We start from the raw sequence: 17,160 nt of genomic DNA, 5'->3' as shown, positions 1-17,160 counted from the left end.
GTTTTTGATGGGTACTCCCTCGAAGAGTCGTGGTGTGTTTGCCGTGAGTGGGCTCTTGTTGCGTGGTGTTATATGCGCCGTTCTGCTTCGGGCAGGGGGTGCACAGGCGGGTAATCAAAAAGAAGAAGCGATGGCGGACTCAGTCCGTCTCGCTTTATCGAAAGCGGTGACCGATACCCGGCCGCCGATTCCGAGTTTTGACGACATCAATGCGCGCATCAGTTATTTGCATTGGCTGGGCGAGATGTCTGATCGCTTAAAACGGCGCTTGCCTGATTCTCAAACGCGACAGGAATTTCTGAAATCCGTCTGGTATGAATCCAAGCGTGCCGGCCTGGAGCCGGCAATGGTATTGGGTCTTATCCAGGTCGAGTCAGGGTTTCGTAAATATGCGACCTCGGTTGTCGGTGCGCGCGGTTATATGCAGGTCATGCCGTTCTGGTCACGAGTGATTGGCGACAGCGATGCGCAGAAGCTATTTCAGATGCAGTCGAATCTGCGTTATGGGTGTGCCATTCTGCGTATGTATATTGATATGGAAGCGGGTAATTTATATCTCGCTCTGGGGCGCTATAACGGTAGTCGCGGGCGACCCGAGTACCCGAATGCTGTTCTGGCGAACTGGAAGAACTGGGAATTTAAACGATAGGGTGGTTTCAATGCGATCTGCGAAAATCTGCGTTGCGAGGCGTTCAGTTTGAGCTATCAGCGAGAGGCGCGCTGGCCATGGCTGCTTTTTATCGTGGCAGCGCACATCGTTTTTATCATCGCTTTGTCGTCTGCCGGCAAGCGGCTGGAGCAGGGAGTGTCTTTATCAAGCAATTCGACTTTATTGGTTGAATTAATTTTTCCCGCGAAACCGCAGCAGCTCACACCATTGAACACGGGTGCAACGGTAACGACTCCGGTTACCAAGCAACCGGTATTATTGCCCGCCACTAAATCACCACAATCGACTCAAGCCGATATCGAGCGACCTGTAACGCCCACCGGATCTGTCTTTTCCATCACAGCGCCTGTCATCAGTACAGAGCCTGGGCTCAACCTCAATTTGGATACGCGTCAGATCAGCAAGGATTTGCAAGCACAGCAACGTGCATTGCCCTTTGCGCCAAAGGCCTCAGTGCCTGCCATTGCGATATTGGCAGACAAAATGGCCGCTGCAGCGATTCCCGGAGAGGTCACTTTTAAAACATTTACTACAGCAGACGGCACCCTGATTACCAAGGTGATGAGCGGACGAGGATCGTATTGCGTGATCGCCCCCAATCCTGCTGGCGGAGCAACCGTTATCCAGCGAGAAGCTCGCTCAAACCGTGTTGTGAGTTGCGGTAATTATTAAATCCAAGTTTCCTATTAGACCGATATCACTTTGTGACACGCAGGGGTAACAAGACTTCCCAAGGAATCATGCCGTCGCGATGTGAGTTCAGGCTTCACCGCTCGCTAATGGGCGACTGCTCTTCTGCAGCACAGCCTCACTATCGCCATCAGGCAGCTATTTCGCCAGATGCGCTTTGTAAGGGGTCATTGAAAAATCCTGCTGAAGCCGATTGATCTAGGTTCATGGGTCTGATCGGTTGCGGATCTCGATTAATGACTCAGTATGTCACTGAAGCAGATTGCGTTTAAAAACAAAAACGCCCGCGCGATGCGGGCGTTTTTGTTTGGGATTGGGATGCCATCTGCTACTTACATGGCCCCAATAAGTCTCCCAAAGCGACTACGATCAGCTTAAGACAGGTGACCGGAAATCAGCTTTGTCATTTCAAACATGGAGACTTGTTTTTTACCGCCAAAAACGGCTTTCAATTTGTCATCCGCGTTGATGTTGCGCTTGTTCGCTTCGTCTTGCAGTTGGTGCTTCTTGATGTATTCCCATACTTTTTTAGTCACTTCAGTACGTGGAATTGGTGCTGCACCGATGACTGCTGCCAATACTGGAGAAATTGTCATTGGCTTCATGAACGCTGCATTTGGCTTACGTGCAGGTGCTGCTGCTTTTGCTGCAGGAGCAGCTTTCTTTGGTGCAGCCGCTTTTGGAGCTGCTGCTTTTGCTGCTGGCTTTTTAGCTTCTGGAGCTGCTTTAGCCGGTGCTTTTTTTGGTGCTGTTGCCATATTGAGGCTCCTTCACAAATATCTTGGAAAATGCGCCATTTCACGCATCGCTAATAGTGGTGCGCTTTGCAGAGGGATGCAAGTGTTTTTTTGGCTTTTTGTTGAAAATGTATCGTAATGCGCAGAGGACAGCGTTTCATAGTGAAAAAAAACCGGATCAGGCCTGATTTTAGTGTGCTCAGGTCGATCCGGCTGACGGGTTCCGATGTGATCAGGCGCTAGCGTTTACCCGGCATCATTCCTTTCATGCTGCGTAACATTTTCATCATGCCACCACCTTGCAGCTTCTTCATCATGCTTTGCATCTGTTCAAATTGATTCAGCATGCGATTGACTTCCTGAATCTGTACACCTGCACCTGCTGCAATACGGCGTTTGCGTGAGGCTTTGATTAAATCTGGTTTTGCACGCTCTAGAGGAGTCATGGAATTAATCATACCTTCCATACGGCGTACATTTTTTTCGGCCTGGTCCATATTTGCACCGCTTGCTGCCTGTTGCATTTGGGCCGGAAGTTTGTCCATCAGATTCGATAAACCGCCCATCTTTTTCATCTGACTCAGTTGCAGTTTAAAGTCGTTCATGTCGAACTTGCCACCACCTTTGATTTTGTGGGCGAGATCTTGTGCCGCGGCGACGTCCATGCCTTTTTGGGCGGATTCGACCAGCGCCAGAATATCGCCCATACCCAAAATCCGATTTGCCATACGAACCGGATCAAAAGCTTCCAGGCCATCGAGTTTTTCAGCAACGCCGGCAAATTTAATCGGCTTGCCGGTGATGTGACGCACCGATAAGGCCGCGCCGCCTCGCGCATCGCCATCGAGCTTGGTGAGTACCACGCCAGTCAGGGGCAAGGCATCATTAAAGGCTTTGGCGGTATTCACGGCATCCTGACCCAGCATCGCATCCACCACAAACAAGGTCTCAATCGGCTTGACAGCAGCATGCAGGGCGGCGATTTCTTGCATCATCGCTTCATCAATACCAAGACGACCGGCAGTATCGATAATCAAGACATCGTGATAATGTTTTTTTGCATAATCGAGCGCTGCCAGCGCGATATCAACCGGTTTATCCGTTGGCAGTGACGGGAAAAAATCTGCACCAACTTGTACCGTAACCGTCTGCAATTGGCCAATCGCAGCGGGACGATATACGTCGGCAGAGACAGTCAGAACTTTTTTCTTTTTTTGCTCGCGCAAATATTTGGCGAGCTTACCGACAGTCGTGGTTTTACCGGCACCTTGCAAGCCAGCCATCAAAATAATTGCAGGCGGTTGTGTGGCAAAACTCAGTTGCGAAGCCTCTGGCCCGAGATCGGCACCCATCAGGCTGGCCAGTTCTTTTTGCACCACGCCGACCAGGGCTTGCCCTGGAGTCAGAGAGCTGATGACTTCTTCGCCCAGCGCTTTTTCTTTCACACGGGCGATCAGTTCACGTACGGCTGGCAAGGCGACGTCGGCCTCCAGCAAGGCCATGCGCACCTCGCGCAACATTTCAGCGGTATTGGATTCTGTCAAACGAGCCTCGCCACGCATGGTTTTCACCACTTTGGCAAGGCGTTGGGTCAAATTATCAAGCATGGATAGAATCTATATGAGTAAGTGAAAAACAATATTGCAGAGAGTAATCGCCTGAAGCGCTATAGCCTGACATTTTACCTGATCGCACCTTGTCAGACCTTGAATTAGTTCAGTCACCCCAATGCTAGAGAGTCTGACGAGTCTGGATTGCCGGAAAATTGATCGGCCTCAGGCTGAAAATCCGCACATATCAGTAGTAATACCGATGTTTCAGGAGGAATACTCATGTTAAATGAGAGACTTGTACTGTGATGCATAATAGGAACGTTTTCTGCTTAGTAAGCTGAAACACAGTAACAAACTATAAAAAATACGGAGACCATCATGTTGAACAATCGTTCGCGCCGCCTGGCGCTGAGGCTTTGCGCCTGCCTCAGTCTGTTATCCCCACTTAGTATTGTGCATAGCCATGCAATGGCCGAGGATGGGATTACGGACAGCGTGATTTTGCTCGGACAAACGGTAGGTCTGAGCGGTCAGATTGCCGGGCCGGTAAAGGAAATGAATGCAGGGGCGAATGCCTATTTTGAGCATATTAATAAAAATGGCGGCGTCAACGGTCGCAAAATCGAAGTCAAAATTCTTGACGATAAGTTTGATCCCGCTATCTCGGCGACCAATGCCGAGACACTGATCAAGAAAGAACACGTGTTTGCGCTGTTTCAGTCGCGCGGCACGCCGCATACCGAAGCTCTGCTGCCAGTGCTGGCGGAGAACAAAGTCCCGCTGATCGCGCCCAGTACAGGCGCTTCTCTGTTCCATGCACCAGTCAACCATTATCTATTTAATGTCCGTGCTAAATATCAGGACGAAGTACGGCGCGGCGTCGAACAATTTAATACGATCGGCTTGAAAGATATCGCCCTATTACATGTTGACGACACCTTTGGCCGCGATGGACTGGTCGGCTTTAATCAGGCGATGACTCATCATAAATTAGCGCCGGCGGCAATTGTGACATTTGACCGGGCCAAGCCGGATGTTGCAGCCGCAGTCAGGGCGGTGGTTGGTAGTAAGGCCAAAGCCGTCATTATTATTGGCTCCGCCGTTACTACAGTTGAGCTTATTAAAGAAGCGAGGGTACAGAATCCCGGATTGCAAATCATGACCTTATCGAATAATGCGTCCCAGTCTTTTGTCGATTCTCTTGGTAAGACTGGTATCGGTGTGATGGTGTCACAGATTATGCCCGCGCCACATACAGTCTCATCGGTCCTAGGACAAGAATTTAAAAATATCGCTATTGCGCAAGGCGTGAATGCATCCTATGCCGCGATGGAAGGTTTTGTCGCAGCCAAAGTCATGGTGGAAGGTTTGCGTCGTGCCGGACGTAATTTGACTAGGGATGGATTGATCCGCGCCTTAGAATCGATACGCCGTTACGATATTGGCGGCGTGATGCTTGGATATAGCGAAAAAGATCATACTGGCAGTGAGTTTGTCGAATTAACCATGATAGGTAGAGATGGTAAATTCCTGCGATGAATTTAATGTGGACTTAGGATCGCATGTAGGTGCGGGATGCCGGAATCAGGCGTGAGTTCAAGTTGAAGATTTCCGGTTTTTCGGAACGATTACTAAGTAAGCGATTATTTAGTCATTAAAAATCAGATACTTGCAAAAGCAATCGAGTTGGCACAGAGTCTGCTATAAATACGGAACAAATCACATGGATTGGCATAAAGTCGTTTTTGCAGCGTTACGCAACTATTTTATGTGAGGCCCAATTAAAAACACTGGAGACCACGATGTTAAAACCTGTCGCACCACAAACTTTGCTTACCCTGAGAAAATCACCAGTTGCCTCCATTGCCGTTTCTGTCATGCTGTTATCTTTCAGTATGCTAACGGGCGTTGCGCATGCCGACGACACAGTACGGCTTGGTAATCTCAAATTTGCGCATTATGGCGCGGTATCCTACATCAAAGAAATCGCCCCGAAATGCGGTATCAAGGTGGATGAAAAAGTTTTCCCTAAAGGGCTGGATGCAATGCAGGCGGTGATTGCGGGCGAACTGGATGTGGCCGCTGTATCGTCGGAGGCAGTGATTTCAGCCCGTGCCAGTGGTGCGCCGATTTTCATCGTGGCAGGTTTTGCCAAAGGTGGTGCTCGTTTGGTTACGCGCACCGATCTCGGTATCAAATCGATTAAAGAATTAAAGGGGAAAAAAGTCGGCGTCACCCGTGGCGGTATTCAGGATATTTTGCTGGCGGCAGAACTCTCACAGAATGGCCTGACGTACTCCGATCAGCCGGGTAAAGATGTGCAGATTATTTATCTCGGCTTCCCGGATCTGAATCAAGCCTTGCTGGGCAAAAACATTGATGCGATCATGCAGTCCGAACCGTATTCTGCGCAGGCAATCAACAAGGGTTTTGGTACAGAATTGCTCAAGCCCTATGACACGCCTATTGGCGAGCCAGTTCGTACCATGGTGATGACAGAAAAATTCTATAAAGAGAATCGCCCTCTTGCAGAAAAATTCATGCGTTGTTTTGTCGAGGCAACCAAGACCTTTATTGATAACAAAGACTTGGCTGAAAAATATGTCCGCGAAACTATCTTCAAAGGACAAATTACTAAAGATGACTTCGTCGCTGCTATTGGTAATTCGCCATACTCTTACGATGTGACGATCGAGCATATTCAGGTCACCACGGATCTGATGCAAAAATACGGCGTCGGCAAGATGGCCAAACCTCCGGTTGCCAAAGACTGGGTAAAAACTGATCTGCTTGATCAGGCCAAGAAAAACCTGAACATCAAATAAATAGTCAATAATCTACAAGCATCGCAACACACTAAACCCGCTGGCAAGATTGAGCGAGATGAGATCGTTCTCTTCTTGTCAGCGCGGATATTCTCAGAGGACAAAAGATGAAGCTGAAATGGCGTGAAATTGGCGCAGGGCTGGTTGTGCCTGCCATATTGATTGCAGTCTGGCATACCGTTACCACGATGGGCTGGGTGAATCCCCAGGTCTTGCCTGCACCTTTGGCAGTTGTAAAAAAATGGTGTGAATATGCGTCGCCCCTGGAGGCATTTGATCCGGCAAGTATGTCCCGTCTGGGCTGGCTATTTTCCGGTGAGTTGATACGTGACACGATCGGCAGTATGTACCGGGTGCTGGTCGGATTTATCGTCGGTGCCGGACTGGCATTGCCGCTGGGACTGGCGATGGGAGCCAGTCAGCGCGCTTATGCCTGGATGAATCCGCTGATGCAGGTCTTGCGTCCGATTCCGCCGATTGCCTATATCCCCTTATCGATTTTGTGGTTTGGGCTGGGGAATCCGCCGGCAATCTTCCTGATTGCGATTGGCGCTTTCTTCCCTGTGCTGATGAACACCATTGCCGGTGTACGCCATGTGGACGGCATCTATATCCGTGCGGCCCGTAACCTTGGTGCCAGCCAGACCACATTGTTTGTACGTGTGATGCTGCCCGCAGCAGTGCCCTATATTTTGTCGGGTGTACGTATCGGGATCGGTACGGCTTTTATCGTGGTGATCGTATCGGAAATGATCGCTGTGAATAATGGTCTGGGTTTTCGTATCCTCGAGGCGCGTGAGTACTTTTGGTCAGACAAAATTATCGCCGGCATGATCAGTATCGGTATGCTGGGTCTGGCAATTGATCTGGCGATGAACAAACTGAATAATCATTTACTGCGCTGGCACCGCGGTCTGGAGAATTAATATGACAGAGCAAGTGCAAATCAAAGTGAACGCGGTCAACAAGATTTTTAAAACCAGCGACCGCGAAGTTGTAGCATTAAAAAATATTCAGCTGGACATTCCGGAAGGGCAGTTCGTCTGCCTGCTCGGCCCATCTGGTTGCGGTAAATCGACACTGCTGAATGCCGTTGCAGGTTTTTCGCTACCCAGCTCGGGGACGATCATCACTGATGGTAAGCCGGTCTCCGGACCTGGTCCGGATCGTGGCATGGTGTTCCAGGAATATGCCTTATTCCCCTGGATGACGGTCGAGCAAAATATCGCCTTCGGTCTGGAAATCAAAGGTCTTGGCAAGGCCGAGATCCAGAAAAAAGTGATGGACTTACTGGCGATGCTGGGCTTGAGTGATTTCAAAAGTCGCTTTCCGAAAGATCTGTCGGGCGGCATGCGTCAGCGTGTGGCGATTGCCCGCGTACTCGCACTGGATTCACCTATCATGCTGATGGATGAACCTTTTGGTGCTTTGGATGCTCTGACGCGTCGCAATCTGCAAGATGAGTTATTGCGGATCTGGTCGGAGTTGAAAAAGACGATTATCTTTGTCACTCACAGTATTGAAGAGGCGATTTATCTGGCGGACCGTATCATCGTGATGACCTACCGCCCCGGTACTGTGAAGCGTGATCTGATCGTCGATTTGCCTCGTTTGCGCGATCCGTCCTCTGCAGAATTCAATGCCTTGAAACGTGAACTGGGCCAGCTTGTGATGGAGGAGCAGCAGCGACATCACACCGATGAATTGAAAATGGCGGCGGTAGACTGATTTCAGCAGGTCTGGTCCAGCCTCTCAATGCTATGCAAAACTAATGTTGCCGACTGATGAGACCTGCCCGATTTTTTCTGATCCGCTCAAAACTCGCCAGTATCGCATTGCTGACCGCATTGGTGATGCTGGCGATTGTTCTGGTGTGTTCTACGTATTGGGTCGCCACGACATTCGCCAGAGATGAGTTGCATCGTAGTGGCGATCGCCAGCTAAAACTGATTTCCCTCGATCTTGAGTCAGCGCTGGAAAAATACGAGACCCTGCCGTACTCAATATCTTATCTGCCGCTCGCTGCCCGGCTCTTGGCACAGCCTGATAATCAGCGACTCGTTTCTGAATTAAATGCATTGCTGCGAGACTTGCAGCTACAAGCCAAAGTTGCGTCTATCTATTTGATGGATGCGCAGGGTAAGACGATTGCCACCAGCAACTGGGACACGCCGCAAACCTACATGGGACAGAATTTCAGTTTCCGTCCCTATTTTCGTCAGGCGATGACGGGGCAGGCAGGACGTTTTTATGCCATCGGCAATACGACGAATATTCCCGGTTACTTTATTGCGCAAGCTGTCTATCCGGAAGGTGTACGGCCGTTTGTCAGAAATTCTTCGGCACAAGGTTTTTCTGCATCTGGACCGGCAACCGCGATTTCAGCAGCGCCTGTCAATCACATTCAACGCTCACCGATCGGCGTCATTGCGGTCAAAATCAGCCTGACCGAATTCGAGCAAGCCTGGCGCAGCAGTGAGGAGCCGATTGCTTTATCGGATCAACATGGGGTGGTGTTTCTCAGCAATCGGCCCGATTGGCAATACCACAGTTTGCGCGTACTCGATCCGGCGGCACAGCAAGCACTGGGGGCGACTTTACAATATGGGGGTAAAGCGATTACAACGATTAGCAGCTTGAATAGATCGTCGCGCCTCGATTTTGGTAGCTATGTCGCCCGACCAGTGGGGCGCCTGTCATGGCAATTAATCTTGTTTCCGTCCGAAGTAAAAATCCGGCTGGCAGGCGTCAAGGCCTCACTGGTTGCTTTGTTGCTGTTGGTTTTGAGTGCGACCGCTGCCGCAGTGGTGTATCAGCGTCGCCAGCGCATGAAAGAAGGTCTGCTGGCGCGCCAGGCATTACAAAGCGCTGCTGACGAATTAGAAGTGCGTATCGCACAGAGAACGCGGGAGCTGACGCTGGCGAATCAGCAACTAGCCGGTAAATATAGCAAACTTCAGGATGCAGAAAATCTGTTGCGCTCAACCCAGGATGAGATGGTACAAACCGGCAAACTCGCTATGCTAGGGCAGATGGCAGCCGGAATGACGCATGAGCTGAATCAGCCGCTGACCGCAATCCGCGCTTTTGCGGATAACGCAGTGACCTTTCTGGCACGTGGCAATCTGACGCAAGCTGGTGATAATCTCGCCCATATCAGTGATGCCAGTGCCAGGATGGGGCGCATCATTGCGCAGCTAAAAGGATTTGCCAGAAAAAGTCCTGAAGCCGTGGCGGTCGTGGATGTTGCGCAGTCTTTACGTGCTGCCGCCTTGCTGTTGCACAGCGACTTTGACCGGCACGGAGTGATATTGAACTTGCCGGATCAGCGCGGGATGCTGGTGCTCGGGGATGCGGTCCGGATCGAGCAGGTATTGATCAACCTGATACGCAATGCTCTGGACGCGACGCTGCAAATGCCAGTTACCGGCAGCCTGCAACAGGTCAGCGTTGAACTAGATGCCGATGCGCAGTACATCATTATTCGTATTATTGATGCCGGGACGGGACTACCTGATCATGTGATTCAGCATTTGTTTGAGCCGTTTTTTACGACCAAACCGTCGGATCAGGGGTTGGGTCTGGGGCTGGCGATTTCATCGTCGATTGTTCAGGCGATGAACGGCACTCTGAGTGCATCAAATCGTGTTGGCGGAGGTGCTGAATTCGTGGTCAGTCTTCCTCGTAGCGTGGATAAGTCTGACAGTCCCAGGAGTTGACAGATGGCAGATCTGGTGCTGGTGATAAGAGTGAAAAATAACATACTCTCCCTGAGTATTTTTTATATCGCCAATAGAATATTGCGCAATTAAGGGTATTTTTCTTCATTGATAGGGGAGTATATGATTTCAGGCGCGCTGAAAGTATCCGTGTCATCACATAAGTAGTATCAGGAGACAACGTTGGAAGCACTATTGATTGAAGATGAACAGGCCGTCAGACTGGCGACCTCGCAGACGCTGGAGCTGGGAGGCTTCAAGGTGCATGCTTACGCGAGCGTCGAGACGGCACAGTCCGCATTGCATCCGGCTTTTGCCGGCATTATCGTCAGCGATGTGCGCTTGCCGGGGCAGTCTGGTCTGGAGCTACTGACACAAGTACGCGCGCTCGACGCCGATTTGCCCGTCATTCTGATTACCGGACATGGCGATGTCAGTATGGCCGTCGCTGCGATGCGGGTTGGTGCTTATGATTTTATCGAAAAACCGTTTGCCTCGGAGCGCTTGCTTGAGACCTGCCTTAGGGCACAGGAAAAGCGCAAACTGGTCATGGACAATCGGCAATTGAAACAGCAACTCGCCAGCCAAAAATCGGTGCCGGAAATGCTGGGACATGCGCCGGTTATTGAACAGGTGCGCAAATTCATTCGTGCTATCGGGCCGAGTCCGGTTGATGTACTGATCAATGGTGCGACGGGCTCCGGCAAAGAAGTCGTGGCCCGGCAATTGCATCTGGCGAGTGGTCGCAGCGGTGAATTTGTCGCTATCAATTGCGGCGCATTGCCGGAGGCGATGTTTGAGAGTGAGATTTTTGGTCATGAAGCAGGGGCTTTTACCAGCGCGCAAAAACGTCGTATCGGCAAACTAGAATATGCTCACGGAGGTACGGTATTTCTCGATGAAATTGAGAGTATGCCGCTCGCATTGCAGGTGAAACTGCTACGCGTCTTACAGGAGCGGCGTCTGGAGCGTCTGGGTGGCAATGCCCAGATTGTTCTCGATTGTCGCGTGATCGCGGCGAGTAAGGTGGACTTATTGCAACTGAGTGAAGAGGCGAAGTTCCGTGAAGATTTGTATTATCGCCTCAGCGTGGTGAGTATTGATTTGCCTGTGCTCAAGCAAAGGCGCGAAGATATCCCGCTCCTGCTGAAGCATTTTGCCGACGCGGCAGCACAGCGTTATCAGATGCCAGTCCCACCATGGACGCCTGAGCACATGGCGGAATGGCAGCAACGCGACTGGCCGGGAAACGTGCGGGAACTTCGCAATTTTGCGGATAAATGGGTGCTTGGCGTGGCCGATCTGATACCAGCATCTGCCCGTGACCCTGTTGCCCCTATAAAGATAGCGGAGGTCGATAGTTTGCCCAGGCGTCTCGATGAATATGAGTCCAGCCTGATTCAGCACGCCTTGCAAGCTCATGATGGCAATGTCGCGCTGGCGGCAGAGCAGCTCGGTATTCCGAAAAAGACACTGTACGACAAAATAAAGAAGTACCAGTTAGCCGTCCGTCCTGCCTGATTTTGCCTTTGCTTGATTTGAGTCGATTATGATGACTGAGCTCTCTCAGCATCGTCTGTCATCAACGGAAACAAATCCCGAGCTACAGACTTGCTGACATGGTGTAAACTTAAGTGATGCAAACTTATCTTTCTTTCCTCGCAGCTGCTCTTTATGTGCTTGGCAGTTTCGTCCCTAATCAGCGCCGCTTGCTTGAGTCTGGTTTTACCTTTGCCGCATGGCTGATACATGCGGCCGCTTTATGGTTGACGATCTTTACGCCGGATGCGCTGCGTGTCGGTTTTGCCGTGATGCTTTCCTCTGCGCTCTGGGTATCGGTACTCGTGTATTGGCTTGAGAGCCGCAATCTTTCGCTGGACGGATTGAAGGTATTGCTATTGCCAAACGCGGCCCTGATGGTGATTCTGCCGGTATTTTTTCCGGGTAGTCTGGTTGCTCTGGCAGGGAAGACGACCATGTTTCCATGGCATTTGGGGATTGCCTTATTGTCGTATAGCACACTGACGATTGCTGCTTTTCATGCGGTTGTGATGATTTTGCAGGACGCACATTTGCATAAACCGAATAATCAAAGCCTGCCCGCCTGGCTGAATGCCGCGATTGAGCGCTTGCCTGCCTTGCTGACGATGGAAAAAATTCTGTTCCGCTTAATCACCATTGGCTTTGTTTTACTGAGCTTGACCGTTCTCTCCGGTGTGGTGTTTTCTGAACAGGTACTGGGTATTGCATTTAAATGGGATCACAAGACCGTATTATCCTTGTTCTCATGGTGTTTGTTTGGCGTCTTGCTGGTTGGTCGCAAGTGGCGCGGCTGGCGCGGTAAGACGGTGCTGAGTTTTACACTGAGCGGTTTTATTACGTTGTTGCTGGCATATGTCGGTAGTCGCTTTGTTCTCGAAGTGTTGTTGCACAGGAGCCTGTCATGAAATTATTGATGTGGCTGGTATTGGCCGCACTCGTTGTGCTTGCGATTCGTAAAAAAAGCCAGCAGCAGCCTGGAGCCGGGCAGGATGGCGGTGCCTTTACTGCTGGTCATCCGTCTAATCCGGCTAATATGGCGCAGGCATCAGCACAAAACGCTGAGGCGATGGTGTGCTGCGAAACTTGCCAGATTCACTTCCCCGCATCCGAGGCGGTCTACCGTGAGCAGCATGTGTATTGCAGCGTCGCCCATGCGGATCAGCATGCGTAGTCTTTCATATGCCGGCATTACTCAGCTTTGGCAGTATTCTTTAATACCCTTCAGTATTCTGATGATCATTGATCATGCCGACTGAAAACTCCTTATCGGCGTTGCCTAGCGCGACCTTCTGGCGTTCTTTACAAACGCTGAATGTATCGCGTCTGGTCGTGGCGCTTGTTTTACTCGCTTACCTGAATTTACGTAATGGCAAGGACTCGTGGCTGAGCGAGCAGTTATTGCTGAGCGAGGCTTGCGTGGTATATCTGTTGATTGCCATTGCTTTCATCGTCTTGAAATATCGCTACCAAAAACATTTCAAGTTACAGCTAGCCGCACAGATTGCGCTGGATATTGTCGTGATCTCTGTTATGTATCTGGCTTCGGGAGGGAATAAAAGCGGTCTGGCGATTTTGTATTTATTCCCGCTGGCGGGCGTCGGGATTCTGGCACCTTTATTGTGGGGATTGTTTTTTGCGGCTTTTGTGACCTTGTTCCTGCTACTGGAAAGTCTTTACAGAATTTTGCAGCAAGAAGATATTAATCTGAGTTCTCAGGCCGGTTTATATGGTGCTGCGTATTTTGCTGTCGTGTATGTGGTGAACCGGCTGGCAAAGAATCTGATACAGCAAGAAGCTCTGGCTGCCGAGCGTGGCCACGCACTGGCAATCCAACAGGCGATTAACCGACTGGTCATCTCAGATATGGGGGACGGTATTCTGGTGGTCGATCAGGCAGACCATCTGGTCGAGATGAATCCGGCTGCCGAGCGCATGCTGGGCGCGCATCTGATCAAGGAGGTCAGTCATATGCGCTTGCGGGATATTCCCGCCTTAAAACCGATCGCTGAAGTGCTGTCGACCAGGAGTGGTGCAACTCTGAATACGACGATGACGAATACTGGCATCATGCCCTGGGCGATGGAGGAAAATATTTCCTTCATCTCAATTCGTCATGCGGGAGATGCAACCTTCGACAGCAATTTGCCAGAAAACAATCTTCGCTCCGATTTTGTGACGCATCTTAAATTGCGCTTCATGGACGTGGATAGTGCCGATATTGATGGTTTTGGTCAGGATCAGGCGTCTTATACGATTATTTTTATGCAGGATGTCTCAGACATTGAGAATCAGGCACAGCAACTCAAGCTGGCGTCGATGGGGCGGCTGACTGCCAGTATTGCGCATGAGGTCAGAAATCCCTTGTCTTCGATCTCGTATGCGGCATCCTTGTTAAATGAAGACATAAGCAATCCGGCACAGACCCAGCGATTATTGAAAATCGTTGACGACAATGTGGCGCGCCTGAACCAGCTGATCGAAGATATTCTGAAATTATCACGCAAAGCACAGGCCGATACCAAGCCGTTTTCTTTGCTGCCGCTGGTGATTGAAATTGTTCAGGACTTTGTGGAAACCCGCGGACTCGATCCAGACTTGATTTATGTCGATCGTGCGATCACATTTCCTGTCGTATTTGATGTGGGGCATTTGCGCGAGGTGATTGTCAATCTATTGTCGAATGCCACCAGATATGCCAGTGGCGCACTGGGCAGCATCAAGATATTTGCTCAGGCCAGTACGATGCACAGGATGGAGTTACACATACAGGACGATGGACCGGGTATTGGTGCGGAAGTGCGTTCCCATCTATTCGAACCTTTTTACACGACATCGAGCAAGGGAACCGGACTGGGTTTGTACATGGCACGTGAGCTATGCTTGAATAACCATGCTTTGCTCGATTATGAATACCATGCCGATGATCCGACCACGATGTTCGGTGAATCGAGAGGTCGCTTTGTGATTAATTTTTCTTTGACTGAGTCATCTGCCCATGAGCACTAAAGACCTGCCAAACAGTCCGCGTATTCTGGTTGTGGATGATGAGGCGCATTTACGTGAGTTGCTGGAAATCACGCTCATCAAGATGGGACTCGATGTCGATAGTGCCGAGACCCTGGAGGTTGCGCGCCAGTATCTGAGTAAAACGACGTATTCGCTGGTTCTGACTGATATGCGCCTACCGGATGGTTCCGGGATGGAGCTGGTGCATGAAGTCGGCCTGCAATATAAAAACACGCCGATTGCGGTGATCACGGCATTTGGCAGTGCGGACAATGCGGTTGTAGCACTGAAAGCTGGTGCATTTGATTACGTGTCCAAGCCGGTTGCACTGGATCAGCTACGCAAACTGGTGCGCTCGGCATTGCAGACCAGTGAAGTACAAAGCAAGCAAAACGTCGAGACTGCACAGGTAGAAAAAATCACGGCATCTTCACTGATCGGACAGTCTGAGGGAATCCGCCATGTGCGTGCCCAGATCAGCCGCTTAGCCCGCAGTATGGCGCCCGTGATCATTACCGGCGAATCGGGAAGTGGCAAAGAACTGGCTGCCCGCGAAATCCATTTGAATAGTGCCCGCTCCGAAAAGGCTTTTATTGCGGTCAACTGCGGAGCCATTCCCGAGGCATTGATGGAAGCCGAATTTTTTGGTTATCGCAAAGGTGCTTTTACTGGTGCCAATGATGATCGCGATGGATTTTTTCAGGCGGCCAGCGGTGGCACGCTGATGCTGGACGAAGTCGCCGATCTGCCTCTGGCGATGCAGGTCAAGTTGCTGAGGGCAATCCAGGAGCGCCGGGTACGCAAGGTCGGCGCTACGACGGAAGAGCCAGTTGATGTTCGCATCATCAGTGCAACGCATCAGAATTTGGCGAATTGCGTGACCGCAGGGAAATTTCGTCAGGATTTGTACTATCGTCTGAATGTGATTGAGTTGCATTTGCCGCCATTGCGCGAACGCCTGACGGATATAGGCGAATTGTCCGAAGGGATTTTACAGCGGCTGACTGCATCCGCTCATACGAACCCCGATCGTTGTGCGACCTTGTTATCCGATAGTGCGCGTCAGGCACTTGCCGAATATGATTTTCCTGGGAATGTCCGCGAATTGGAAAACATCCTGGAGCGTGCGCTAGCCTTCGCCAACGACGGCTGTATCGAAGTCAGTGATCTGGCTTTACGTCCTTCGGCGAAGCCGCTAAGTAGCTCTGTCTCCGGGGCGAGTCTAGTGAGTACGGCATTGCCGGCGACCGTGGTAAGTTTGGATTCTGGTGATGCCTCGTTAGAAAAAGTGTTGTTACAGGACGCAGTCAGCGCCAGTCCGGTGACAACACTGCCGGGTGTTCATGCTGATATATCGATTTTTACTGAGCCGGAATTACCTTGTTCTTTGCCCGATTATCTGGAGCGTATTGAGAAAGAGGTGATACGCCGTGCCTTGGTCAAGACCAGGAATAACCGTACCCAAGCGGCTGAGCTCTTGGGGGTCAGTTTCCGGCAACTGCGCTACCAGATACAAAAACTGAAGATTCATGAGCCGGAATAAACCCGTTCTGCATCCTGCACAACCGGCATGGATGATCGATGCCGGTGGGCGTTGTCCTCAAGCTGAACAAAAGCCGTCGCCGAATTGTGATCATCGTCCCGACGGCGCTGAAATCTCACTATTGGTCATTCACAACATTAGCCTGCCAGCGGGTCAGTTCGGCGGTAGCGCCATTACTGATTTGTTTTTGAATCAGCTCGACGTCATGGCACATCCCAGTTTTACCTCGTTACAGGGCGTCCGGGTCTCTACCCATTTTTTGATACGGCGCGATGGCCAGGTGCTGCAATTCGTTCCTGTCAACTTGCGTGCCTGGCATGCTGGAGTCTCATCGTTTCAGGGGCAGTCAGCGTGTAATAATTTTTCAGTCGGGATTGAGTTGGAGGGGAGTGATCATCAGGCATTCGAGGAGGCGCAATATCTGTCACTGCAGAAATTGACTTTGGCCTTGATACAAGCCTGTCCGATACGACATATCGTCGGCCATCAGGATATTGCTCCTGGCCGCAAGACCGACCCCGGGCCATTTTTTAATTGGAAACAATATAAAAAATTGCTTGTTCATGCTGTTCAGCATGAATCCATGTTAGTACCCACTCATGCGCTGCCTAGCTTTCCTTTAATGCTTTGACTTTGTCAATCTGCAAAGCCAGCCGCAACAATAAAAAATATTCTCTTTTTAACAAAAAAAGCGATTGCGTATCTGCCAGCGCGGCACTAGAATTAGTGCAAATCAAATCTTGCGCACTACATATAGTGGTTTGATTCCAGTTTGTGGCCATTCTCTGTAATGAAGTTTTACTCTGTTTTAATGAGATAAATGATTTAAAAAACAGAGACTTGGCTAAGGTTTTAGATCTGAACTATGCAGTGTG

15 protein-coding genes are annotated in these 17,160 nt (G+C 50.4%); 13 read left to right on the top strand and 2 right to left on the bottom strand.

The window, feature by feature from the left end:
* Nucleotides 1-7 precede the first annotated feature (7 nt).
* On the top strand, nt 8-649 hold the full coding sequence (locus ACO0LE_RS13425; protein ID WP_422960862.1) for a lytic transglycosylase domain-containing protein: 642 nt from the start codon (nt 8-10) through the stop codon (nt 647-649).
* Nucleotides 650-697: 48 nt separating this feature from the next.
* Nucleotides 698-1,342 carry a hypothetical protein gene (locus ACO0LE_RS13420; RefSeq protein WP_422960861.1) on the top strand — a complete coding sequence of 215 codons (645 nt, stop codon included), beginning with the start codon at nt 698-700 and terminating at the stop codon, nt 1,340-1,342.
* A gap of 392 nt (nt 1,343-1,734) precedes the next feature.
* Here ACO0LE_RS13420 and ACO0LE_RS13415 read toward each other — a convergent pair whose 3' ends face one another.
* Together ACO0LE_RS13415 and ffh are read right to left on the bottom strand one after the other, a co-directional pair.
* Nucleotides 1,735-2,118: an SWIB/MDM2 domain-containing protein gene (locus tag ACO0LE_RS13415; protein WP_422960860.1), complete on the bottom strand. Its 384-nt coding sequence runs from the start codon at nt 2,116-2,118 to the stop codon at nt 1,735-1,737.
* A gap of 218 nt (nt 2,119-2,336) precedes the next feature.
* Nucleotides 2,337-3,704: a signal recognition particle protein gene (gene ffh / locus ACO0LE_RS13410; RefSeq protein ID WP_422960859.1), complete on the bottom strand. Its 1,368-nt coding sequence runs from the start codon at nt 3,702-3,704 to the stop codon at nt 2,337-2,339.
* Between the two features lie 324 nt (nt 3,705-4,028).
* Here ffh and ACO0LE_RS13405 point away from each other — a divergent pair, with 324 nt between their 5' ends.
* The 11 genes from ACO0LE_RS13405 to ampD all read left to right on the top strand — a co-directional run bounded on the left by ACO0LE_RS13405 (nt 4,029) and on the right by ampD (nt 16,916).
* Nucleotides 4,029-5,189, top strand: a complete 1,161-nt coding sequence (locus ACO0LE_RS13405) for an ABC transporter substrate-binding protein (protein ID WP_422960858.1) — start codon at nt 4,029-4,031, stop codon at nt 5,187-5,189.
* A gap of 338 nt (nt 5,190-5,527) precedes the next feature.
* Nucleotides 5,528-6,475 carry an ABC transporter substrate-binding protein gene (locus tag ACO0LE_RS13400; protein WP_422960908.1) on the top strand — a complete coding sequence of 316 codons (948 nt, stop codon included), beginning with the start codon at nt 5,528-5,530 and terminating at the stop codon, nt 6,473-6,475.
* A 107-nt stretch (nt 6,476-6,582) separates the two neighbouring features.
* Nucleotides 6,583-7,401 carry an ABC transporter permease gene (locus ACO0LE_RS13395; RefSeq protein WP_422960857.1) on the top strand — a complete coding sequence of 273 codons (819 nt, stop codon included), beginning with the start codon at nt 6,583-6,585 and terminating at the stop codon, nt 7,399-7,401.
* A 1-nt stretch (nt 7,402) separates the two neighbouring features.
* Nucleotides 7,403-8,203 (top strand): ABC transporter ATP-binding protein, encoded by an 801-nt coding sequence (locus ACO0LE_RS13390; RefSeq protein WP_422960856.1) that lies wholly within the window; start codon nt 7,403-7,405, stop codon nt 8,201-8,203.
* A gap of 56 nt (nt 8,204-8,259) precedes the next feature.
* Nucleotides 8,260-10,194 carry a sensor histidine kinase gene (locus ACO0LE_RS13385; RefSeq protein ID WP_422960855.1) on the top strand — a complete coding sequence of 645 codons (1,935 nt, stop codon included), beginning with the start codon at nt 8,260-8,262 and terminating at the stop codon, nt 10,192-10,194.
* 183 nt (nt 10,195-10,377) lie between these two features.
* Nucleotides 10,378-11,715, top strand: coding sequence for a sigma-54-dependent transcriptional regulator (locus ACO0LE_RS13380; RefSeq protein ID WP_422960854.1), 1,338 nt, complete (start codon nt 10,378-10,380; stop codon nt 11,713-11,715).
* A 116-nt stretch (nt 11,716-11,831) separates the two neighbouring features.
* Entirely contained in the window at nt 11,832-12,641 is an 810-nt protein-coding gene (locus tag ACO0LE_RS13375) for a cytochrome C assembly family protein (RefSeq protein ID WP_422960853.1), read from the top strand.
* On the top strand, nt 12,638-12,907 hold the full coding sequence (locus tag ACO0LE_RS13370) for a PP0621 family protein (RefSeq protein ID WP_422960852.1): 270 nt from the start codon (nt 12,638-12,640) through the stop codon (nt 12,905-12,907). Before ACO0LE_RS13375 ends, ACO0LE_RS13370 begins: the two co-directional genes overlap by 4 nt.
* Nucleotides 12,908-12,981: 74 nt before the next feature.
* Complete coding sequence (locus tag ACO0LE_RS13365) at nt 12,982-14,742, top strand: two-component system sensor histidine kinase NtrB (protein WP_422960851.1); 1,761 nt, start codon at nt 12,982-12,984, stop codon at nt 14,740-14,742.
* Complete coding sequence (locus ACO0LE_RS13360; protein ID WP_422960850.1) at nt 14,732-16,285, top strand: sigma 54-interacting transcriptional regulator; 1,554 nt, start codon at nt 14,732-14,734, stop codon at nt 16,283-16,285. The genes ACO0LE_RS13365 and ACO0LE_RS13360 overlap by 11 nt, the downstream gene beginning before the upstream one ends.
* Entirely contained in the window at nt 16,272-16,916 is a 645-nt protein-coding gene (gene ampD, locus ACO0LE_RS13355; protein ID WP_422960849.1) for a 1,6-anhydro-N-acetylmuramyl-L-alanine amidase AmpD, read from the top strand. Before ACO0LE_RS13360 ends, ampD begins: the two co-directional genes overlap by 14 nt.
* Nucleotides 16,917-17,160 lie beyond the last annotated feature (244 nt).

This window comes from Undibacterium sp. Xuan67W (assembly GCF_049340165.1).
Lineage (GTDB): Bacteria > Pseudomonadota > Gammaproteobacteria > Burkholderiales > Burkholderiaceae_D > Undibacterium.
Note: the sequence above shows the minus strand (reverse complement) of the source record. Positions and strands in the feature narration are given on the sequence as shown.